Below are 21169 nucleotides of genomic sequence, written 5' to 3' on the forward strand. Positions count from 1 at the left end.
CCCGATCAGGCGCCGAAGAACATCGGGACGGCGCCGCCCGCGAGGCTCGCGACGGATATGCCGGCGATGACCCAGATGATGCCGGAGGCGCCCTCGGCGGCCAGGTGCGAGCGGTTGCGGCGACCGACCATCATCATGATGCCGCAGGCGATCAGGCCCAGGATGCCCGCCATGACCGCGATCCACTTGGCCCAGGAAACCCACTCCCCGAACACACCACTCATTCCGTGCGGCGCCTTGGGCTTGGGGTTGGGGAACTCGCCTTCGGCGAGCGTGATCATGTCAGACATATGGGCCATGAGCTGGGACACGAGGAGACTCCCTGAGTTCTTTCAGTCGGTGAGGCGAAGGCCGGCCCGCAGAGCGGCGGCGGCCTTGACCACGGAGCGGTGGTGCAGCGCTTCCGCCGGCGTCTCGGCGTTCCGCAGGGCGGCCAGATAGGGCACGTGCACGGTGCCGAGCACCCGCGACCCCAGTGCGCGCAGCCGGTAGGTGACCATGGGCAGTTGCGGCAGCGGGGCGTCACGGACGACCACGAGCCAGGGGCGTCCGAGGCCCGGGTGCCAGTGACCGAGCAGGTGCGAGACCTGGCGCATGCCATAAGCGGTGGAACGGACCACCACGACCGGGACATGATCGGGCGGCAGCGGCGCGCCTGACGGGAGCTCAACGGCCAGACCCTGCTGCTGCGGGTCGAGAAGGGCGACCGTCGTCGACACCCCCGCCCCGCCATGAGCGCCGAGAACGGCGAAACGCGGGCGGTAGGAGTGATCCAACGTCAACTCCCCCCTAGGACCTGGATCTTGCAGGGCGGTAGGCTAACATAGCCGACTGTCCAGTACGACTTAGTATTGCAACTGACATAGGTTGGGGTATGACGCGAAGCGGCGGCATGGCGACCTTCCGGCCCGACCTTATGCGTGACCACCGACAACGGGCCGGTCTGAGCCTGGAGCAGCTGGCCGTGCTCGCCGACATCAGCCCGGAGACCGCGCGCAGGGTCGAGGCCGGGGCATGCCGGCCCACCGCACGCGTCGCCGTCGCCCTGGCCCAGGCTTTACAGGTCGAAATGGACATTCTCGCCCCGTCGCCACCGGGGCCCGAGACCTTAAAGCACCTGCGGCAGCGCACGGGCAAGACGCAGCGTCAGGTCGCCGACGAGGTCGGCATGTCGGCCCAGATGGTCAGCCGCGTCGAGTCCGGCGTGTACCGGGTGCGCGAGCCGGGCCGCTGGGCGCCCGCCTACGGGGTCACGCCGCAGCAGTGGCTGACGGCCTGGCAGGCCGGGCGTGACGAACGGCGACGGCGCATCGAAGAGGTTCGCGGGGGGACGCAGGAGTGAAGAAGCCGATAGTCGTGGTCGTCATGGCCCTGGCAGCCATACCGCTGCTGGTGCTGTTCCTGATAGCCGGCGTGGTCCTGGCGGCCGAAGGCGGTGGCGGCAGCAGCGGGGGCGGGGACTTCTCCGGAGGGGGAGGCGGCGGCCTCAAGGAAGGCGTCGGCGGGAAGTGGCGGCCCTGGATCCTCAAGGCCGGCACACTGTGCCCGAAGGCCTCGCCGGCGGTCCTGGCGGCCCAGCTGCAGGCGGAGAGCAACTTCGATGACACAGCCGAGGGCCCGCTCCTGGACGACGGCACCAAGGCACTGGGTATCGCCCAGTTCATTCCGTCCACCTACGAGATGTACAAGAAGGACGACGACGGCAACGGCCGGGCGAGCCTCTGGGACGGCGGCGACGCGATCATGGCCCAGGGCCGCATGATGTGCGAGCTCATCGGGCTTGCGGAACGGTCCCCCTACTCAGGAGGAACGATTCAGCTCGCACTGGCCGGCTACAACGCCGGCTGGGGCAAGGTCCAGAAACACAGTGGCATACCCCCGTATGGGGAGACCACCAGGTACATCGCCGACATCATGAAGCAGGCCGCCGAGTGGACCGTGGCCGGCGGCGGCGGTGGGGGCGGCACATTCACCGACGGCCGCCAGACCTGGAAGCTGAACAACCCCAGATCCGTGGAGCAGGCCATCGCCTGGGCCAGGAACAGCGCGGGCGCCAACTCGAGCGGCGAGTGGTACAACCGCTGCCTCGCCTACACCGCGATCGTCTACGGATGGAACGTCTCCGGAGTCCACCACGCCATCGACCACTTCACCGTCGTCCCCAAGGAAATGCAGCACCGCGGAGACCGCAACCCGCCTCCCGGCGCCCTCATGTACTGGGACACGGGAAGCCGCTCGGGGCACATAGCCGTCTATCTGGGCGGCGGAAAGATCGTCTCGAACGACATCCTGCGGAAGGGCTACCTCGACATCGTCAACGCCGACGAGGTCGAGAAGCGGTGGGGAGCGAAGTACGTGGGCTGGACGCCGCCGTATTTCCCGCATGCGGGGTGAAACGTTTCTGCTTGTCGCCGTGCCGGCGCGTGGCGGCACGGCGGGAGACGTCTAACAGAGGTCGCGCAGCTCGAACCAGACGCGCTTGCCGATGACGTCGAGGCCGTTCCAGGCGAGGGTCACGCCGGAGGCGTGGGCCAGGCCGCGCATGAGGGCGAGCCCTCGGCCGCTCTCCGCGTCGGCGTCGGCCTGGCGCCGGTACGGGTGCCGGGCCGCGTCGGCGTCGCGTACGGCGATGACGGCGCGGCCGGGGCGGACGGTGACCTCGACGGAGAGGGACGGCACGCGCGCGTGCTGCACGACGTTCGTCACGGCGTCGGAAACGCAGACGCGTGCGCTGTCGATGAAGGCGAGGTGCCCGGTCGCCTCGAGCGTTCCGGTGACGAATTGGCGGGCCAGGCGGGGGGTTGTGGCGCTGGCCGGTGCGGTGAGTTCGTAGAACTCCTCGCCTTCGTAGCCGATTGCGGTGCGGGGGTTGTCGAGTGTGCCGGTTCCCATGACGGGGTCTCCCAACGTGGTCGTCTTTGACCGTCCGCACATCCGTCCGTCCGTGGCCCGGCCACCGGGGTTGGCTGACGCCAACTTTGTTGCGGGTGGCTGCACTTCGGGTCTTCCCGGCCTGCGTGTGCGGCGTGGCCAGGACCATAGGGCACATACATGAGCCCATTCAAGCGCGGGCCAAAGCCTGCGCGCCCATCTGTGGACCCCCGAGACTGAACGCGACACACTTGGCACGCCAACCTGGAGAGGGACGTTCAATGCCACCCCGGAGCAGTCCGACCGCGAGGCAGGCACGACTTGGCGCGGAACTCCGCAAGCTCCGCGAGACGTCCGGGACGCTCGCCCGCGCCGCCGGCCAGCTGCTCGGCGGCAACCAGGCGACGATCAGCCACATCGAGGCAGGCCGCTGGGGCGTGAGCTCCGTGCGCGTCCGGCGACTTGCAACGTTTTACGGTGCGACCGACGCCCAACTGGTCGACGAGCTCTGCCGCATGGCCGACGAGCGCGGCAAAGGCTGGTGGGTGGCGTACCGGGGCGTCCTGCCGGTCAGCTTTCTCGACATCGCCGAACTCGAACACCACGCGTCATCTCTGCGCTCGATCCGCATGCTGCATGTACCCGGAATCTTTCAAACACCGGATTATGCGCGCGAGATGATCCGCAGCGGGGTGTCGGAGCTTTCCACCGACCAAGTAGACGCTCGGGTCGAGCATCGAACGCGACGTCGTGAGATTTTCCAGCGTTCGTTCCCTCCACGATTCGAGGCCTTCATCCACGAAGCCGCGCTGCGCATGCAGTACTGCACCGACAAGGTCATGCGATCACAGCTCGAACTTCTGCAGGAGGTCTCCCGCTGGCCAAGCGTGAGCATCCGCGTCATCCCGTTCGACGCGCGCATCACCGCCTCGGCCCACTCCGTGCTCTACGCCTGTGGCTCCATCCCGAAGCTGGACACCGTGCAGCTCGACAGCGCCTTCGAAGGAGGCTTTCTTGACGCGGCGACCCATCTGGCACGGTACCGAGCACTGTTCGACGCAGTCGGAGAGATCGCGCTCGGCGCAGCCGAGTCCGAAAAGTTCATTCACCGCATCGCACAGGAAATGTGAGCAGACCGATGACCGGAACGAGCTGGCAGAAGTCGTCCTTCTCGGGCCCCGACAACAACCCCGACTGCATTGAGCTGGCCGCTGTTACAGACTCCATACTGATACGCGAGAGCGATGCCCCGGAGCCAATCATTCGGACCACCCGCATCAGGCTCGATTCACTGATCACCCGCCTCAAGAACGAAGGGCTGCGATGAACTCACTTCCAGAGTGGCAGCGCGCTTCATCCTGCGCCGGAGGCGGCAACAACTGCGTGGAGCTGAGGAGAGTCGGCGACGCAGTCGCCATGCGCGAGAGCGACGTTCCGGGGGCCGTGCTCACGGCCCCCGCATCGGCCGCCCGCGCCCTCCTCCTCACCCTGAAAGCCGGCGCTCTCGGCGCCTGACGTACCGCACATAGTGGTCCGGGCTGGTCGTCCGCATGAACCCGTTCCTGACCAGCACCCGGCCCGACGCGTCGTTGCCGGGCCGGTGTCTGGCGCGGACCGAGCGGACGCCCAACGTGGTGAAGGCCAGCGTCAAGGCCTCCGCGACGGCGCCCGTGGCGTAACCGCGCCCCCGCGCGTCCCGGTGGAGGACGTAGCCGATCTCGGCCTCGTCCGGCGTCGTGCGGTGCAGGGTGATCAGGCCTATGAGGCCGTCCCCGGCATCGATGGCGAGGCTGTACCGCACCGGCATACGGATCCGGCCCTGCCCGAGGACGTACGTGGTCCACGCCACGGCGGCGGCCGGGCCCATCGGGTCGGTGGTGGCCGCGAAACGCCCCGCCACGCTGCCGTAGACGCGCTGGACGGCCGGCGCATCGGCGGTCGTCAGCTCCCGCAAGAGAGTCACACTGCTGAATACACCAAGCGGCGGTGGACCGCCCGCCGTGCGGGGGCGTTCGCACGGCGGGCGGGGTACAGCGGGCAGGAGCCCTGTCAGAGTTCGCAGTTGGCCGGGCGGTTGCCCATGTCGACGCGGCAGACGTCGAAGCCCGGCCCTCCGTCCGTCCCGCCGAAGTTGACGTGGACGTGGACGAAGTCGTTGCCGGTGCCGCCGAGCGCGCGGCCCGTGGGGCCGAGCGTGCCCCGCAGGTCGATGAGGTCGTCGCCATCGGTGCCGTCGAGGCGGCCCGCGTACGGCAGGGGTGCGGGCTCGACGCGGATGACGTCGTCCCCACCGGCACCGAAGATGTTCGCCGTCTGCTCCACGCGAGCCGTCGCGTGGACGTTCAGCACGTCGTTGCCCTGCCCGCCACCGATGCGGCCCCGCACCACGCCCCTGATCTCGACGAGGTCGCTGCCGAGCTGCGTGTCGACGAACGCCGCCGGGCCCACCACGCTGCCGGGGGCGAGCGCGACGCGGTCGCGGCCGAGGCCCGCGCCGACGCGGCTGTTCACGGTGCCGTTGAGGACGATGGTGTCGTCCCCGCCACGGGCGTCGACGATCGTTCCCGCGTCCACATCGCCGCAGATGATCACGTCATCGCCGCCCGTCCCGCTGACGAGCGGGCCCGAGGCGGGTACGCCGTTGACCGTGCAGGCCGTCACGGCGTGCGCGGGCGTCGTCGGCAGGGCCGTGGACAGCAGCAGGGCGGCTGCCGCCACGGCGGCGAGCCGCCCGGCACGTCTCCTGGCGTCGTTCAAGACGACCACATCCCCTCCACGTGGCAGCCGTTCCGACCCCAACCGGAACCGGGCAACCGGGCTTAACCCGATATTTCCGCAATGCCAACACGCCGAAACCGTGCGGAAATTACACGAAAGGGTGAATGTGGTGCGTTCGCCTACGCGCCCCTACGGGCTCCGCCGAGCCCCTACGAGCGCGGCGCCACCTTCGACAGGCCGTTGATGATGCGGTCCATCGCGTCCCCGCCCGTCGGGTCCGTCAGGTTCGCCAGCATCTTCAGCGTGAACTTCATCAGCACCGGGTGCGTCAGCCCCCGCTCGGTCGCGATCTTCATGACCTTGGGGTTGCCGATGAGCTTCACGAAGGCGCGGCCGAGGGTGTAGTAGCCGCCGTACGTGTCCTTGAGGATCTTGGGGTAGCGCTGCAGCGCCAGCTCGCGCTGGGCGTAGGAGGCACGCGCGTGTGCCTGCACGATGACGTCCGCCACCAGTTGGCCGGACTCCATCGCGTAGGCGATGCCCTCGCCGTTGAACGGGTTGACCAGACCGCCCGCGTCACCGACGAGCAGCAGGCCGCGCGTGTAGTGGGGCTGGCGGTTGAAGGCCATGGGCAGGGCGGCGCCGCGGATCGGGCCCGTCATGTTCTCGGGTGTGTAGCCCCAGTCCTCCGGCATCGAGGCGCACCACGCCTTGAGCACCTCGCGCCAGTCCAGCTCCTTGAAGGAGTCGGAGGTGTTGAGGACGCCCAGACCGACGTTGCTGGTGCCGTCGCCCATGCCGAAGATCCAGCCGTAGCCGGGCAGCAGCCGGTCCGGGCCGGGGCCGCGGCGGTCCCACAGCTCCAGCCAGGACTCCAGGTAGTCGTCGTCGTGGCGCGGGGAGGTGAAGTACGTGCGGACGGCCACGCCCATCGGGCGGTCGTCGCGGCGGTGCAGGCCCATGGCCAGCGACAGCCGCGAGGAGTTGCCGTCGGCCGCGACGACGAGCGGCGCGTGGAAGGTGACGGGCGTCTTCTCCTCGCCCAGCCGCGCCTCGACACCCGTGATCCGGCCCGTACGGTCGTCGATGACGGGGGCGCCGACGTTGCAGCGCTCGTACAGCCGGGCGCCGGCCTTCACGGCCTGCCGCGCGAGCTGCTCGTCGAAGTCGTCGCGCTTGCGGACGAGTCCGTAGTCGGGGTACGAGGCCAGGTCCGGCCAGTCGAGCTGCAGCCGCACGCCACCGCCGATGATGCGCAGGCCCTTGTTGCGCAGCCAGCCCGCTTCCTCGGAGATGTCGATGCCCATCGCCACGAGCTGCTTGGTGGCGCGCGGGGTCAGTCCGTCGCCGCAGACCTTCTCGCGCGGGAACGCCGTCTTCTCGAGGAGGAGGACGTCGAGGCCCGCCTTGGCGAGGTAGTACGCGGTCGTGGAACCGGCCGGGCCCGCACCGACGACGATCACATCAGCGCTGTGTTCGGAGGGGGACTCGGTCACGGCGGGGACTCCCGAAGACTCGTCGGTTGGGGACGTACGCAGTCTATGGGGGAGCCCCCGCCGGGACGCCGGGGGTCAGTTGAAGTCGACGGGGATGACCGACCAGGTCGACAGCACCGTGTCGAACACCTTCCGCGCGGCCGACCAGTACTCGTCCCGCTCCTGGTAGTAGACGGCGTACTCCGTGCCGGCCTCGTTCACGTACGCCTGGTCGACGGCGTGCATCGTCCGCCCGGTGTCCCGCTCGGTCCAGGTGAACTCCCAACGGGCGCCGGGACGGCCCTGGAAGGTGTTGCTCTCGAGGGCGACCCGCTTGTACGTGCTGTTCTTCTCCTTGAGCGTCTTCTCCAGGTCCTTGAAGTGGTCGTACGCGGACTGCTTGCTCTTGAGCACCAGGCCGACCCGGATGTACGCGCCACCCGTGGGCGGCTCGTAATCGGTCTGGAGGTCGCCCTTGTCCTTGCGCTTCCAGCCGTCGGGGGCCGCGAAGTTGAAGCCGAGCGGGTCGTTGCGCATGGAGTAGCCGGACGGCACGCCGGCCTGGCCGGAGGCCAGGGGTGAGGGCGTGTCGCTCGGGGTGGCATCGCCGGACGGCGTGGGCGCGGCCCCGGACTCGGACGCACCCGGCGCCGGCGACGGCCCGGCGCTCGCGCCGGCCGAGGGGCCGGCGACCACGCGCTTGTCGTGCGCGTCGTCGCGCTTGGCGTCGTCGGCCTTGCGGGCCAGGAGCACACCGCCGGTCGCGGCACCGCCGACCAGGAAGGCCGCCAGGCCGATGGCCACCCAGACGAGCGGCCGGCGGACGGTCCGCTCGCGCGGGGCGGCGGCGGACGGGGGCGGGGCCGGGACCTGAGCCTGAGCCTGGGCCTGGTAGGTCCAGGGGGCGGGGTGCGGGGCCGCCTGCGGGGCCGCCTGCGGCGAGGCCTGTGCCGGGTGCGGGGGCTGCGGAGCCTGCGGGGTCCGGTGCGCCGACGGGCCGGGCACGGCCAGGGCCGCAGGGGCCTCAGGGCCGTCAAGGGCGACGGGCTTGGGCGGGGAAAGAGCGGCCGCGGGCGCGGGCACTGCGGGAGCCGCGGGTGCGGCGGACGCCGGTGCGGCGGGAGCCACGGGCCCGGCGGGCGCAGGCGCGGCAGGCGCCGCCGGTGCGGCAGGTGCCGCGGGTGCCGCAGGTGCCGCCGGTGCCGCCGACGCGGCAGGCGCGGCAGGCGCAGACCCTGCAGGCGCGACTCCGGCCGACGCGGCAGAGGCTGCAGGGCCGGCCGGCGTAGCAGCACCAGCGGAAGCAGCGGAAGCAGTCGGCGCACCCCCGGCCGCCGCCGCCCCAGCCACCGACTTCGGCGCCCCCGGAGCCTCCACCGGAGCCGCCCCCTGCGGAGCCGCAGGCGCCACCGGCGCCACCGGTGCCGGCCCCTGCGGCGGCAGCACCGGCAGTGCGGCCGTCCGGCCGCCCTCCGGCGCTCCACCCGGCGCCCCGCCCGGCGTCCCCTCCGGCGCGAACCCCGGTACCGGCGGCATCGGCGGCACCGGCCCGAAGCCCGTCGTACCGCCACCGCCGCCACCCGGACCGCCGAAGCCACCCGGACCGCCGAAGCCACCCTGGCCGCCGAAGCCACCGAAACCGCCGCCGCCCAGGCCGTTCGGCATCCGTCGTCCCAGCGTCACCGCCAGCAGCACCGCGCCCGCCGTCCACAGCAGGCCGAACAGCAGCAGCTCGCCCATGTTCGTACCGAACGACGCCTCCATCCCGCGCGAGCGGTACGAGAAGGACGAGCCCGCCGTCATCTCCATCGAGGCACCGGAGAAGAACGACAGCAGCCAGAACGTCGCGAGGAAGAACACGCCGGACAGCACCTGCTCGCGGCGGTCCGCCGAGCGTCGCGCGATCATCACGGCGAGCAGCACCGCGCAGACCACGCCCAGCATCACGGCTCCGGCCTGCGCCCAGCCGCCCGCTTCCTCGCCGAGCTCCGAGAGGCCCATGGTGCCGCCCTCGTGGCGGCCGCGTTCGCTCATGGAGCCCTCGATGCCCGCGCCCCAGGACAGGCCCAGCGTCATCAGGCCGCAGTTGACCAGGGCGGGCAGCACGGCCAGCCAGGCCCACTCGGTGTCGTCGTCCTGGTTCGCGGCGACCACGACGAAGCCGACCAGCGCGCACAGTGCGACCGCCAGGCCCAGGGCGCGTACGGCCGTACCCACCGCCCGTACAGCCATCCGTGCGTCGGGGCCCAGGCGGGCGGCGAGGGTGTCGCGGCACAGCACCGCGCCGCTGACCGCGCCGGCCAGCGCGAAGGAGAACAGCGCGGCGAGCGCCGGAGTGGTGGAGACCGCCACGACGGGAACGTCCGGCTGGCCGATGAGGCCGAGGATCAGCACCACGCCACCGCACAGCAGCGCCACCCGCAGCGCGGCCTCGGCGCCGCCGCCGGAGCCGGCGGGGCGGGCGTCGCGCAGGCGCTTGGCGCCGAGGGCCACCATGACCGCCCACAGCAGCGTGATGGTCAGCGGCCAGAAGGAGACCGAGCCGCTGCCCCTGATGAACAGCGACAGCAGTCCGCCGCTGCGCATCTCGACGTCCAGCGTGGCGCCGAGGCCCTGGAGCAGCAGCGCGAGGGCGATCTGGAAGCGGTCGGACCAGTTGCCGAACTCAGCGCCGTCGTACTCGTCGGAGGACGGCACGGAGATCACGAGCGCGAGGAAGAGCAGCAGGGCCGTCGGCCACACCGCCGCCTTGAGCGCGCCCGGCCAGTCGCCACCGAACGTGCCTCGCAGGAACAGCGCGGCGCGGGAGGGCGGTGCGTAGGGGGCGTACCCGGGCGGGCCGCCGGGGTAGGGCCGCTGCCCCGGCAGGCCCGGTGGGGCGACCGGAGCGAGGGGCGGGGGCAGAGGCGGAGGTGCCATCCCGGGAACAGGCGGGGCGCCCGGCACGGCCGGGGCCACGGGCGCCGGTGCGCCACCGGCGACAGCCGCAGCCGCCGGGGCCCCTTCCGGGCGTTCCTTCCCGCACTTCATGCAGAAGCGCGCGTCCGGTACGAACGCGGAACCACAGGCGGGACAGAACGACTGCATAGGGCGCTCCGAGGCTGGGGCGAGGGCGTGGAGAGGCGTGGCCGGAAGTCGGCCGATCAAGATCGTACCGACCCGGCGCAGCCTGCCCATGACAATCGTCGACAAGCGCGGCAACGTCCCCTATGCGGGGTTTCCACGGGGCTAGGCGGGGATATCCGCCATGTTCCGGGGGCTGTTCCTGGGCTGTGCAGAGGCTGCTCGTCAGGCCTCGGGCTTGGTCGCGCGGTGCAGGGCGACGATGCCACCGGTCAGATTGCGCCATGCGACCTTCGACCAGCCGGCGCCCTGCAGCCGCGCGGCGAGCGCGGGCTGGTCGGGCCAGGAACGGATGGACTCGGCGAGGTAGACGTACGCGTCGGGGTTGCTGCAGACCGTGCGCGCGATGGGCGGCAGGGCGCGCATCAGGTACTCGGTGTAGACGGTACGGAAGGGCGCCCAGGTGGGCTGGCTGAACTCGCAGATCACCACGCGCCCGCCGGGCTTGGTCACCCGCAGCAGCTCGCGCAGCGCGGTGTCGGTCTCCTGGACGTTGCGCAGCCCGAAGGAGATGGTGACGGCGTCGAAGACGTTGTCGGCGAAGGGCAGGCGGGTCGCGTCACCGGCGGTCAGCGGCAGCCAGGGGTTGCGCTTCTTGCCCTCGCGGAGCATGCCGAGCGAGAAGTCGCACGGGACGACGTAGGCGCCGTCGGCGACGAAGGGCAGGGAGGAGGTGCCGGTGCCGGCGGCGAGGTCGAGGACCTTCTCCCCCGGACGGGCGGCGACGGCCTGCGCTACGGCCTTGCGCCACAGGCGGGCCTGGCCGAGCGAGATGACATCGTTGGTGAGGTCGTACTTCGCCGCCACGTCGTCGAACATCGCGGCGACTTCGTGCGGCTGCTTGTCCAGGGATGCTCGGGTCACGAGCCCATTGTTCACCACGGGCCTCGCGGGACTCTGGACGGGGACGGCTCGCCCGGGAAGGACCCGGCTGCCCCACGGTGCTCGACTGCGCGTACTCCTGTGGGCCCCCCGGCCCCAAGGACCACCGGTCCCCCCACCCGTCGCCCCCTCGGCAACGTGGCTTCCTACCGGCAGTGCGCGTCCTTGCGGCCTGTCTGTACGACTGGGCCCTCCACATTTCGCACCGCGGGACCGCCGGCAGCGGCCGTCCCCGCGCTGCTCATCCTGCCGGGTGAAAGCGGTAGGAAGGGCTCCCCTTAATGCCGCCCTGACGTGCGGGGATGTGGTCCTTACGGATCACTGACGGGGCCGGTCAGAGCCGTACGAGGCTCGCCAGGTCGATGTTCACCGGAAACGGGCGGTCCGTCTCCAGCCTTCCGCTGTGGCGGGGGCGATCGCAGGCCGAGATGTACGCGCCCGTATCGCGATGGAGCCAGTACTCGTGCACCTCGGGGGAATCGTCCTCAAGCCGTTCCACGCGCCAGAAGTTCCGTAGCCGGGCCCCGGCGAACACCGCCGGCTTGAGGACGCGATCCAAGGACCGGGACGTCGGCATCATCACGACCTCGACGGCGAGCTTCACGCGCTCCACTGGCACGTACTCGGCCGTGCTGAGGTCTACTTCCCCCGCATCGACGACAACGACGTCCGGCTTCACCACGAGGTCTTCCTCGATCACGACAGGCATGCCCGTGACCGCGCAGCAGGCCCCCTGTCCGGCGGCGTCGAGGCGATCGCGCAGATTGCTCCGCACGAGGTTGTGCCACGCGTCGGTCCTCCCATGAACCCGGACCCAGCCGTCCCAGAGCTCCCAGACGACGGGCAGCTCCAGCCCCTTGACCTGTTCGAACGTCCAGCCGTCCGCCCCAGGGGGGTTCCACACGTTCGCGGCCATGGCCCGCTTCACCTGTTCTCGCCACACGGCTTCTTGCAACACGGCGTGAGTCTGGACGCGGGTACGGATCGCGGTCTCATATACGACCGTAGCGTCACCCGAAGTAATGAACGGGCTCCCGCGCCGGAACCGCCGCCGCCCTCAGCGGCGCCGGTACACCAGCCGTCCGTCGAGGACCGTCACCAGTGCCCCGCCGTCGTCCGCGAACACCGCGAAGTCGGCCGCGCCGGACAGCGTCAGGGCCCTGGGCCGGGGACCGGGCAGAACGCGGATGCCGGACCGCTCGACGGCGGTACGCACCGCCGCCCGTACGAAGGGGCCCGACAGGGCCGTCGTCCCCACCGCCAGCAGCCGCTGGACGCCGCGCCGGGCGCTGTGGCCCCAGCGGGTGTCCGTCATCTCCAGTGCCGCGAGCGCGGGGCCGGTCAGTGGGGCGGTGCCCAGCTCGTCGGCCTCGCGGGGGTCCGGGTGGTACATGGCTTCCAGATACGCGGCGCCGTCGGGCTCGTACCGGCCGGGCGTCAGAACGCCGTCCCACTCGCGCACGCGCGCGTGCTCTCCGGCTTCCGCGCGCACCCGCTCGTACGGGCCGATGGCGGCGAACCGGCCGCCGGAGACGGCGACGGCACAACCGCCGGGAGCCTCGAGCAGCTCACCGTCCTCTGTCAGCCGTAGCGCGCGCACGCGGTGGACCGTGGACATCGTCCGTCCGTCAGCTCGCCTGGACGATCTTCAGCTCGGGATGGGCCGTGCCGCCCTCGATCGCCGTCGAGGACAGGTGCGAGACCACGCGGTCGTCGACCGGGTCGTTCGCCGGGTCGTCGTGGACGAGCAGGTGCTCGTAGGTGGTCGCGCGCTGCGCCGGGACGCGGCCCGCCTTGCGGATGAGGTCGATGATCTCCATCCGGTTGGAGCGGTGCTTGGCGCCGGCCGAGGAGACCACGTTCTCCTCGAGCATGATCGAGCCCAGGTCGTCCGCGCCGTAGTGCAGCGAGAGCTGGCCGATCTCCTTGCCCGTCGTCAGCCACGAGCCCTGGATGTGGGCGACGTTGTCGAGGAAGAGCCGCGCGATGGCGATCATGCGCAGGTACTCGAAGATGGTGGCCTGCGTGCGGCCCTTCAGCGCATTGTTCTGCGGCTGGTACGTGTACGGGATGAAGGCGCGGAAGCCGCCCGTGCGGTCCTGCACGTCGCGGATCATCCGCAGGTGCTCGATCCGCTCGGCGTTGGTCTCGCCGGTGCCCATCAGCATGGTGGAGGTCGACTCGACACCCAGGTTGTGGGCGAGCTCCATGATCTCCAGCCAGCGCTCGCCGGACTCCTTCAGCGGCGCGATGGCCTTGCGCGGCCGCGCCGGCAGCAGCTCGGCGCCGGCGCCCGCGAAGGAGTCGAGGCCCGCGGCGTGGATGCGCCGGATGGCCTCCTCGGCGCTGACGCCCGAGATGCGCGACATGTGCTCGATCTCGGACGCGCCGAGGGAGTGGATGACGAGCTGCGGGAACGCCTTCTTGATCGCCGAGAAGTGCTCCTCGTAGTACTCCACGCCGTAGTCCGGGTGGTGGCCGCCCTGGAACATGATCTGCGTGCCGCCGAGCTCGACCGTCTCCGCGCAGCGGCGCAGAATGTCGTCCAGCGGGCGGGTCCAGACCTTGTCGCTCTTGGGCGGGGCGAAGAAGGCGCAGAACTTGCACGCGGTGACACACGAGTTCGTGTAGTTGATGTTGCGCTCGATGATGTACGTCGCGATGTGCTCGGTGCCCGCGTAGCGCCTGCGGCGCACGGCGTCGGCGGCCTGGCCCAGCGCGTGCAGCGGCGCGGACCGGTACAGCTCGAGCGCCTCCTCCGGGGTGATCCGGCCACCTGCTGCGGCACGGTCGAGGACCAACTGAAGGTCGGCGTTCTCGGTCACCGGGCGTCCCTTCGGAGGGGGTATGCGAATACCGGGCCAGCCTACGCGAGGGCCTTGCCGCGCCTCGGTCCGGTCCGGTCACCGAGCAGTTCGTCCCGTCAGCTGCCGCTCCTGGTGAGCGTCGCCGTCGGTCTGCCGCCCTTGGCGTCGTCGGAGGTGAAGGCGAGCCGGCCGCCGTCGGTGCGCGTGTACGTCACGGTGGACGTTCCGCCCGTGCACAGGGCCCTGCGCTCCCCGTCGGTGCTCTCCCGCAGCGTGAGTTTGTCGTCGGTGGCCGAGAGCAGCTTCGCCTTGGCGCGGCATTCCACGACGCTGAGCACCGAGTATGTCGTGCGGATGACGTAGGTGCCCTTGCCGCCGGCGGTGACGGTGCTGGTCATGGTGCCGTTGGGGGTGCCGTCGGACTGGATGACCTGGCCGGTCCAGGTGCCCAGGAACTCCTTGGGGACGTCGGAGCGGGCCGCCGGGCCGGATGCCGTGGCGGCCGGCGGGGCCGCGGTGTCGTTGCCGCCGGAGGAGCCACCCGGGCTGGTGCCGGGCAGCAGGCCGCTGACGAACGCGCCGGTCAGCAGACCGGCGGCCAGCACCCCGGTGACGGTCAGCACGAGCGTGCAGCTCACCTTGCGACGCTCCGTCCCGGCAGAGGCCCCGCCGGAGGCCCCGGCGGAGGAGGCGGACAGCGCGATCCGCTTCTTCCCGTCCTTCCCGCCCTTCCCGTCCTTCCCGTTCTTCCCCGACCCGGCGGGCGCCGGCTGCGGCGGATGGGAGGGCTGGGTCGAACCCGGCCCGTACGCGGCGTGCGGCGGCCCGAACGCGCCCGGCGCGCGGGCCGGCGCGCCCGTCGCCCCCGCCTCCAGGTCCAGCAGTTCCACCGCCTGCCGGCTGACCCGCTCCACCAGCGCCGCCGGCAGCCAGCCCGAGCGTACGAGCCCGCTCGCGCCCTCGGCCGGGGCGAGGCGGCGTGCCACCTCCTGCGGGCCGGGCCGGCCCTCGGGCGCCTTGGCCAGGCAGCGCGCGACCAGCTCCCGCAGGTCACCGGTCAGGCCCGCGCCCAGCACGGGCTCCTCGTGGACGACCTTGTACAGCAGCACCGCCGAGCTGTCGCCGATGAAGGGCGGCGCGCCGGTGGCCGCGTACGCCAGCACCGCGCCCAGCGAGAAGACGTCCGCCGCCCCGGTGACGCCCTTGCCCAGGATCTGCTCGGGCGACATGTAGCCGGGCGAGCCGATGGAGACGCCGGTCGTGGTGAGGGAGGCCGTGCCGTCGGTGGCGCGGGCGATGCCGAAGTCGATCAGGCGGGGGCCGTCCAGCGCCAGCAGCACGTTCGAGGGCTTGACGTCCCGGTGCACCAGCCCCAGGCCGTGCACCGCCGCCAGCGCCTCGGCCAGGCCCGCGCCCAGCGTCCGTACGGTCGGCTCCGGCAGCGGGCCCAGCTCGGCCACGGCCTGGGTGAGCGAGGGGCCGGCGACGTAGCCGGTGGCCACCCAGGGCACGGCGGCCTCCGGGTCGGCGTCCAGGACGGGCGCCGTCCACACGCCGCCGACCTTCCGGGCGGATTCCACTTCCCGCCGGAAACGCGCCCGGAACTGCTCGTCCAGGGCGAAATGCGGATGTACCGCCTTGACGGCCACCGTGCGGCCGCCGGCGCTGCGCCCGAGGTAGACCCGGCCCATGCCGCCTGCGCCGAGCCGGCCCAGCAGCCGGTACGCCCCTATGACCTGTGGGTCTTCCGCCGTCAGTGGCTGCATCGGGCCCTTCGCCTCCCCCTGTGCGGGCCCTGCGGCCCCGATTTTCAGCCTATGACTCAATTCACGGGACCGGCCAGGAACCCCGCAGCCTGGTTTGCCCATCCACTAGGACGGAACAAACCGTCATGTCCTTCGGGGCAGCAGCATCATCCGGAGCGACGCGATGACGCACTCACCCAACGGGGGCTACCAGCCCAACGGGGGATATCAGCAGCCGCGCGGCGGCTACCAGGGCGGCGGGAACTACCCGCCGCCGCCCGGTGGCGGCTACCCGCAGCCCGGTGGCTACCAGCAGACCGACACCTACCCGCACCCGGGTGGCGGCGACTACGAGCCCCACGACTACCAGTCGCAGGGCCGCCGCCGGGCCGGGCGGGCCAAGAAGTGGACGATCATCGTGGCGTCCATAGCCGTGCTCGGCCTGGTCACCGCCGGTGTGCTGAACTACTTCAAGATCGGCCCGTTCTCCGACAAGGGCAAGCCGGTCAGCTTCGGCCAGGACCAGGCCGGCGGCAAGAACGGCGGCGGGGCGAACCAGCAGAAGAAGGACTCCAAGGTCCTGATGCCGACCGGCCCGCAGGCGGAGTTCAAGAACACCAGCACCCTCTCCGACGGCACCCAGGTCGCCGTCACCACGCTGGACGGCAAGAAGTCCGGCTTCAAGGGCAAGGTGTGGGTGTGGGCGCCCAAGGCCTACAAGGACCCGAAGTTCAAGGACCACGGCTTCCCGGTCCTGATCGCGCTGCCCGGCGGCCCCGGCTTCCCGAACAACTACTGGATGGACGACGGAGGCCTGCACCTCGAGTCGTCGATCACCAAGTGGTACAACGAGGGCAAGGGCAAGCCCTTCATCCTGGCGATGCCCGTGCTGAACCCGAAGCCGGACGACGGCGGTCTGTACTGGGACGGCAGTGACATCCCCAACCAGCCGAAGATGGGCACCTGGCTGACCGAGGACGTCCCGGACCTGGTCAAGGCCAACTTCCGCACGATCAAGTCGCGTGACGGCTGGGCGTACATGGGCTCCTCCTCCGGCGCCTTCGCCGGCATGAAGGCCGTGCTGAAGCACCCGGACAAGTTCAAGGCCGCGATCGCCTCCGGCCCGGACATCGTGCCGGACTCGCCGCTGTGGAAGGGCTTCGAGAAGGAGAAGGCCGCCAACAACCCCGAGGTGCTGGCCAAGGACCTGATCGCGCGCAAGGGCCCGGACGTCTACCTCGCCTTCCAGTACGGATCGGCGGAGCACTCGATCATCCGGACGAACGTGGACAAGTTCATCGCCACCTACGGCAACAAGGGCCCCGTCCACACCCGGCTGCAGGTGATCCAGGGCGGCAAGCACAACGCCAAGACCTACATCGAGGGCATGGACGCGGGCAGCATGCAGTGGATCAGCGAGCACATCGAGGGCCCGGTAGCCCCGTAGGCCCCTGATCGCGTGATCCCGCCCGCCGGCCCCCGTCCGTTCCACGGGGGCCCGGCTCGCGCCGATCCGTCGGACACGCCCTGAGAGCCCTGGTCCCTCCCCGGAGGGATCAGGGCTTCAGCAGTTCCACCCGTACGTCGGCGGGGAAGCCCGTGGTGGGCCCGGTGCGGCGGGCGAACTCCGCGACGCCCGCCAGCTGCTCGGGGCCGAAGCGGAAGTCGAGCGTGGTGAAGTAGCGCTCCAGCAGCTCGGCGTCGAACGCCTCCCAGCGCGCGGCCTGCTCGGCGACCTTGCCGACCTCCTGCAGCGACAGGTCCCGCGAGGCCAGGAACGCCTCGTGCACCTTGGCGACGATCCCCGGCTCACGCGCCAGGTAGTCGCGACGCGCGGCCCACACCGCGAAGACGAACGGCAGCCCCGTCCAGTCCTTCCACATCCGCCCCAGGTCGTGGACCTCCAGGCCGAGCCGGGGCGCGTCGTGCAGCGAGGCCCGCAGGGCGGCGTCCCCGATCAGCACGGCGGCGTCCGCCTCCTGCATCATCGCGCCGAGGTCGGGCGGGCACGTGTAGTAGTCGGGGGTGACCCCGTAGCGCTCGGCGAGCAGCAGCTGCGCCAGCCGCACGGAGGTGCGCGAGGTGGAGCCGAGCGCGACGCGGGCGCCGTCCAGCTCCTCCAGCGGCAGCTGGGAGACGATCACGCAGGACATCACCGGCCCGTCGCAGCCCACCGCGATGTCCGGCAGCGCGACGAGGTCGTCGGCGTTCCTCAGGAACTCGACCAGGGTGACCGGGGCGATGTCCAGGTCGCCCTGGACGAGCCGCTCGCTGAGCTTCTCGGGGGTGTCCTTGGTCAGGTCCAGGTCGAGCAGCGCGCCGGTGCGGGCGAGGCCCCAGTAGAGGGGCAGGCAGTTGAGGAACTGGATGTGGCCGACGCGGGGGCGGCTGCGGAGCGGCTCGCGGACGTCGTCGGCGATCGCTACGTCTGAGGCTGAATTGTCCACATCCGGAGGCTAGCCCCGGCTTCGCGCGGGCGCCGGGGCGGGGTGCCGGTGCACCGGCCCGAACGTGCATCTTTTCCGTCGTGAAGCACCGGAAAACCCTCCTTGAGCGTGATCTTTGACTCCTTCCCCGGAAGAACCTGGCGTGCTAGGCTCGCCGCAAGTTGCAGTTTGGTTTCCCTTGCAGTACAGAGCCTGCGGAGCATGTGACCCGCAGGCTTTTGTAGTTTTCAGACTTCTCGCAGGTTCTGGAGCAGGGCAACCCTTTGGGCCCAAGGAGGGCTTTATGGCTACCGGAACCGTGAAGTGGTTCAACGCTGAAAAGGGCTTTGGCTTCATTGCCCAGGACGGCGGGGGCCCCGACGTCTTCGTTCACTACTCCGCGATCAACGCCTCTGGCTTCCGCTCCCTCGAGGAGAACCAGCAGGTCAACTTCGACGTCACGCAGGGCCCCAAGGGTCCGCAGGCGGAGAACGTCACCCCGGTCTGATCCTCGGATCTCTCCGGCCCGACCGATCGCGGTCGACCAGCAGTACCGAAGGAGCCCTGCCTTCCGCACACGCGGGAGGGCAGGGCTCCTGCCTTTTCCGGAACGCCCCGGTCCTGTTTTTCCTTGCGTTTTCCTTACGGCCGTCACCGCATTTCCTGACGAACTTTTGTCCCCCTGTTCGTACAGCGCATCGATTTCCGCCGCATAGCGTTCACCGGCCCCTGCCCGCAGCAGTTTCGGAGAGTGGGCGCCGGCAGCCCGTTCCCGATGCCGAAGTCCTCGTTCGGCATCAAGTGCGCGCAGAGGCACCACTGACCCCGGCGCTCGACCACGGCTACCGTTCATGACATGGACAGGTCGACACTCGCGGTCCACCACGTCCGGGCCGCGCTCGGCGGCGCGCACCGGCTCGGCATCGACACCGTGCCACTGCTGCAACAGGCCGGCATCCCCCCGCTGCTGCCCGGCGACGACCGCGCCCGGGTGAGCGCCGAGCAGTTCGCCGGCCTGATACGGGCCCTGCACCGGGCCACCGGCGACGAGTTCCTGGGCCTGGGCCCCGCCCCCAGCCGGCCCGGCACCTTCGCCATGATGTGCCACGCCTGCCTCGGCTGCCGCGACCTGGGCACCGCGATCCGGCGGGCCGCCCGCTTCTACGGGCTCTTCCCCGGCGGCCCCGCGCTCGCCCTCGAACGCGAGGACGACGAGGCCTTCTTCACCCTCCGCGACGACCTGCGCGACCTCCCCGAGGGCCGCTTCGCGGCCGAGTGCGTCCTCGCCGTCTGGCACCGGCTGGCCGGCTGGCTCACCGGCCGCCGCATCCCGCTGCTGCGGGTCGGCTTCGCCTGCCCCGCACCGCCCCACGCCGACGAGTACGCGACGGTGTTCGGCTGCCCGGTGCGGTTCGGGGCCGTGCGCACGGGCGCCGCCTTCGACGCCCGTTGGCTGGCGGCACCCCTGGTACGGGACGAGGAGAGCCTGCGCGAACTGCTGCGCGGCGCCCCGGCCGGGCTGATGGGCCGCCGCGACGACCGCACCACCGTCACCGAACAGGTCCGGCGCGCCTTCGTCAGGGCGTTGCGCGAGGGCCGCCCACCCCGGCTGCCGGAGGTCGCGCAGCTCGCGGCGCGGCTGGCGGTGAGCCCGGCGACGCTCCGCCGCCGGCTGCGGGAGGAGGGGACCTCGTACCGGCTCCTGATGGACCAGGTGCGGCGGGACGCGGCGATCACCGGCCTGACGGAGGGCCGCGAACCGATAGCGGAACTCGCCGCCCGGCTCGGCTTCTCCGAGGACACCGCTTTCCACCGGGCCTTTCGCCGCTGGACCGGCGTCACCCCCGGCACGTACCGGCTCCGCGGTCAACGAAGCTGAGCGTCCCGGTCAGCATCAAGTTACCCATCGGTTACTACGTTCGGCCCAACTGCTTCGGCATCACTGGACAGTTGGGAGAGCCGCATGCGCCTGCGCACCAGAGCCCTCGCCGCACTCGCCGCACTCACCGTCTCCTTCGGCCTGGCGAACGGCACCGCCTCCGCCGACGACAAGCCGGCGGGATCCCCCGGCGACATCGTCACCTTCGCCCCCACCTCCTTCCACCCGCTGCCGGGCCAGCCCACCAATACCAAGGCCTGGCGCATCACCTACCGCTCCACCACCGCCAAGGGCGCCCCCAACGTCGTCTCCGGCACCGTGATCGTCCCCCAGGACGGCCGGACGGGCCCCCGCCCCCTGGTCACCTACGCCGTCGGCACGGTCGGTCTCGGCGACCAGTGCGCCCCCTCGGCCGGCTTCCCCCTCGGCACCACCCTGGAGGCCAACCTCATCCAGCAGCTCACCCTGCGCGGCTGGGCCGTCGCCGTCACCGACTACGAAGGCCTGGGAACCCCCGGCGACCACACCTACGCCGTCGGCCGCGCCGAGGGCCACGCCGTCCTCGACGCCGCCCGCGCCGCACAGCGGCTGCCGGTCTCCGGCCTGAGCAGGAAGAGCCCGGTCGGCCTCATGGGCTACTCCCAGGGCGGCCAGGCCACCAGCTGGGCCGCCGAGCTCCACGACTCCTACGCCCCCGAACTGGACGTACGCGGCACCGCCACCGGCGGCGTGCCCGCCGACCTGCTGAAGACCGCCGAGTTCAACAACGGCAACATCGGCGCCGGCCTCGTCCTGATGTCCGCCGCCGGCCACAACGCCGCCTACCCCGAACTGCGCCTGGACCAGTACCTCAACGCCAAGGGCCGCTCCTACGTCGACTTCATGAAGAAGCACTGCGTGGCGGTCAACACCGTCGCCGGGCTCTTCAAGCGCATCTCCGACGTGACCGTCAGGAACCCCCTGCAGGACGCCGACTGGCAGCGCGCCCTGCGCGCCTCCGACCTGGGCACCCGCGCACCCGGCCACCCCGTGTACCTCTACCACGGCGTCATCGACGAGCTGATCCCCTACTCCGTCGGCAAGCAACTGCGCGCCGACTGGTGCGCGAAGGGCGCCGACGTGCAGTGGAAGTCGCTGCCGCTGGGCGAGCACGTGCTGGGTGCGGTCACCGAGTCGATACCGGCCGCCAACTGGCTCGCCGACCGCTTCGCGGGCAAGCCGACGCGCGGCAACTGCTAGTACA

General features: G+C 71.1%; 22 protein-coding genes. 9 read left to right on the plus strand and 13 right to left on the minus strand.

Annotated elements, in window-relative coordinates:
- Positions 1-5 precede the first annotated feature (5 nt).
- Together ACIG36_RS19020 and ACIG36_RS19025 are read right to left on the minus strand one after the other, a co-directional pair.
- Positions 6-290, minus strand: a complete 285-nt coding sequence (locus ACIG36_RS19020) for a hypothetical protein (RefSeq protein WP_399928747.1) — start codon at positions 288-290, stop codon at positions 6-8.
- A 42-nt stretch (positions 291-332) separates the two neighbouring features.
- Positions 333-776: a hypothetical protein gene (locus ACIG36_RS19025; RefSeq protein ID WP_399928750.1), complete on the minus strand. Its 444-nt coding sequence runs from the start codon at positions 774-776 to the stop codon at positions 333-335.
- A 98-nt stretch (positions 777-874) separates the two neighbouring features.
- Here ACIG36_RS19025 and ACIG36_RS19030 point away from each other — a divergent pair, with 98 nt between their 5' ends.
- Together ACIG36_RS19030 and ACIG36_RS19035 are read left to right on the plus strand one after the other, a co-directional pair.
- Positions 875-1342: a helix-turn-helix transcriptional regulator gene (locus ACIG36_RS19030; protein WP_399928753.1), complete on the plus strand. Its 468-nt coding sequence runs from the start codon at positions 875-877 to the stop codon at positions 1340-1342.
- Complete coding sequence (locus ACIG36_RS19035) at positions 1339-2394, plus strand: transglycosylase SLT domain-containing protein (protein ID WP_399928756.1); 1056 nt, start codon at positions 1339-1341, stop codon at positions 2392-2394. The genes ACIG36_RS19030 and ACIG36_RS19035 overlap by 4 nt, the downstream gene beginning before the upstream one ends.
- A 51-nt stretch (positions 2395-2445) precedes the next feature.
- Here ACIG36_RS19035 and ACIG36_RS19040 read toward each other — a convergent pair whose 3' ends face one another.
- Positions 2446-2892, minus strand: coding sequence for an ATP-binding protein (locus tag ACIG36_RS19040; RefSeq protein ID WP_399928759.1), 447 nt, complete (start codon positions 2890-2892; stop codon positions 2446-2448).
- Positions 2893-3152: 260 nt separating this feature from the next.
- On the opposite strand from ACIG36_RS19040, the gene ACIG36_RS19045 reads away from it, so the two are divergent.
- From ACIG36_RS19045 to ACIG36_RS19055, 3 genes are read left to right on the plus strand one after another with little or no spacing between them, the layout of a single operon-like run.
- Positions 3153-4001, plus strand: a complete 849-nt coding sequence (locus tag ACIG36_RS19045; protein ID WP_399928762.1) for a helix-turn-helix domain-containing protein — start codon at positions 3153-3155, stop codon at positions 3999-4001.
- An 8-nt stretch (positions 4002-4009) separates the two neighbouring features.
- Positions 4010-4198, plus strand: coding sequence for a DUF397 domain-containing protein (locus tag ACIG36_RS19050; protein WP_399928764.1), 189 nt, complete (start codon positions 4010-4012; stop codon positions 4196-4198).
- Positions 4195-4386: a DUF397 domain-containing protein gene (locus ACIG36_RS19055; RefSeq protein ID WP_399928767.1), complete on the plus strand. Its 192-nt coding sequence runs from the start codon at positions 4195-4197 to the stop codon at positions 4384-4386. The genes ACIG36_RS19050 and ACIG36_RS19055 overlap by 4 nt, the downstream gene beginning before the upstream one ends.
- Here the strand turns inward: ACIG36_RS19055 and ACIG36_RS19060 are convergent.
- The 9 genes from ACIG36_RS19060 to ACIG36_RS19100 form a co-directional block, all read right to left on the minus strand.
- Complete coding sequence (locus tag ACIG36_RS19060) at positions 4355-4834, minus strand: GNAT family N-acetyltransferase (protein WP_399928769.1); 480 nt, start codon at positions 4832-4834, stop codon at positions 4355-4357. The two genes, ACIG36_RS19055 and ACIG36_RS19060, sit on opposite strands and share 32 nt — an antisense overlap.
- 86 nt (positions 4835-4920) lie before the next feature.
- On the minus strand, positions 4921-5637 hold the full coding sequence (locus ACIG36_RS19065) for a hypothetical protein (protein WP_399928771.1): 717 nt from the start codon (positions 5635-5637) through the stop codon (positions 4921-4923).
- 161 nt (positions 5638-5798) lie between these two features.
- The gene (locus tag ACIG36_RS19070; protein WP_399928774.1) at positions 5799-7085 is read right to left on the minus strand and encodes a geranylgeranyl reductase family protein; all 1287 of its coding nucleotides are present in this window, start codon (positions 7083-7085) and stop codon (positions 5799-5801) included.
- Positions 7086-7160: 75 nt separating this feature from the next.
- Positions 7161-9983, minus strand: coding sequence for a hypothetical protein (locus tag ACIG36_RS19075; protein WP_399928777.1), 2823 nt, complete (start codon positions 9981-9983; stop codon positions 7161-7163).
- A 369-nt stretch (positions 9984-10352) separates the two neighbouring features.
- On the minus strand, positions 10353-11051 hold the full coding sequence (locus ACIG36_RS19080) for a demethylmenaquinone methyltransferase (RefSeq protein WP_399928779.1): 699 nt from the start codon (positions 11049-11051) through the stop codon (positions 10353-10355).
- 352 nt (positions 11052-11403) lie between these two features.
- Positions 11404-11985, minus strand: a complete 582-nt coding sequence (locus ACIG36_RS19085; RefSeq protein ID WP_399928782.1) for a Uma2 family endonuclease — start codon at positions 11983-11985, stop codon at positions 11404-11406.
- Positions 11986-12126: 141 nt separating this feature from the next.
- Entirely contained in the window at positions 12127-12687 is a 561-nt protein-coding gene (locus ACIG36_RS19090; protein WP_399928784.1) for a hypothetical protein, read from the minus strand.
- 10 nt (positions 12688-12697) lie between these two features.
- Positions 12698-13894 carry a cyclic dehypoxanthinyl futalosine synthase gene (mqnC, locus tag ACIG36_RS19095; RefSeq protein WP_399928787.1) on the minus strand — a complete coding sequence of 399 codons (1197 nt, stop codon included), beginning with the start codon at positions 13892-13894 and terminating at the stop codon, positions 12698-12700.
- 98 nt (positions 13895-13992) lie between these two features.
- A complete protein-coding gene (locus ACIG36_RS19100) occupies positions 13993-15642 on the minus strand; it encodes a protein kinase (protein WP_399928790.1) in 1650 nt (549 codons plus the stop codon).
- Between the two features lie 163 nt (positions 15643-15805).
- Between ACIG36_RS19100 and ACIG36_RS19105 the strand changes: the two genes are divergently transcribed.
- Complete coding sequence (locus ACIG36_RS19105; protein ID WP_399928792.1) at positions 15806-17068, plus strand: alpha/beta hydrolase; 1263 nt, start codon at positions 15806-15808, stop codon at positions 17066-17068.
- A 109-nt stretch (positions 17069-17177) separates the two neighbouring features.
- Here ACIG36_RS19105 and ACIG36_RS19110 read toward each other — a convergent pair whose 3' ends face one another.
- The gene (locus tag ACIG36_RS19110; RefSeq protein ID WP_399928795.1) at positions 17178-18068 is read right to left on the minus strand and encodes a menaquinone biosynthetic enzyme MqnA/MqnD family protein; all 891 of its coding nucleotides are present in this window, start codon (positions 18066-18068) and stop codon (positions 17178-17180) included.
- A gap of 283 nt (positions 18069-18351) precedes the next feature.
- Between ACIG36_RS19110 and ACIG36_RS19115 the strand changes: the two genes are divergently transcribed.
- From ACIG36_RS19115 to ACIG36_RS19125, 3 genes are all read left to right on the plus strand, one after another.
- On the plus strand, positions 18352-18555 hold the full coding sequence (locus ACIG36_RS19115; RefSeq protein WP_003984261.1) for a cold-shock protein: 204 nt from the start codon (positions 18352-18354) through the stop codon (positions 18553-18555).
- Positions 18556-18903: 348 nt separating this feature from the next.
- Entirely contained in the window at positions 18904-19926 is a 1023-nt protein-coding gene (locus ACIG36_RS19120) for an AraC family transcriptional regulator ligand-binding domain-containing protein (RefSeq protein WP_399928798.1), read from the plus strand.
- Positions 19927-20010: 84 nt separating this feature from the next.
- A complete protein-coding gene (locus tag ACIG36_RS19125; protein ID WP_399928801.1) occupies positions 20011-21165 on the plus strand; it encodes a lipase family protein in 1155 nt (384 codons plus the stop codon).
- Positions 21166-21169 lie beyond the last annotated feature (4 nt).

It is taken from the genome of Streptomyces sp. NPDC053048 (genome assembly GCF_044547045.1).
In the GTDB taxonomy this organism is placed as follows: Bacteria; Actinomycetota; Actinomycetes; order Streptomycetales; family Streptomycetaceae; genus Streptomyces.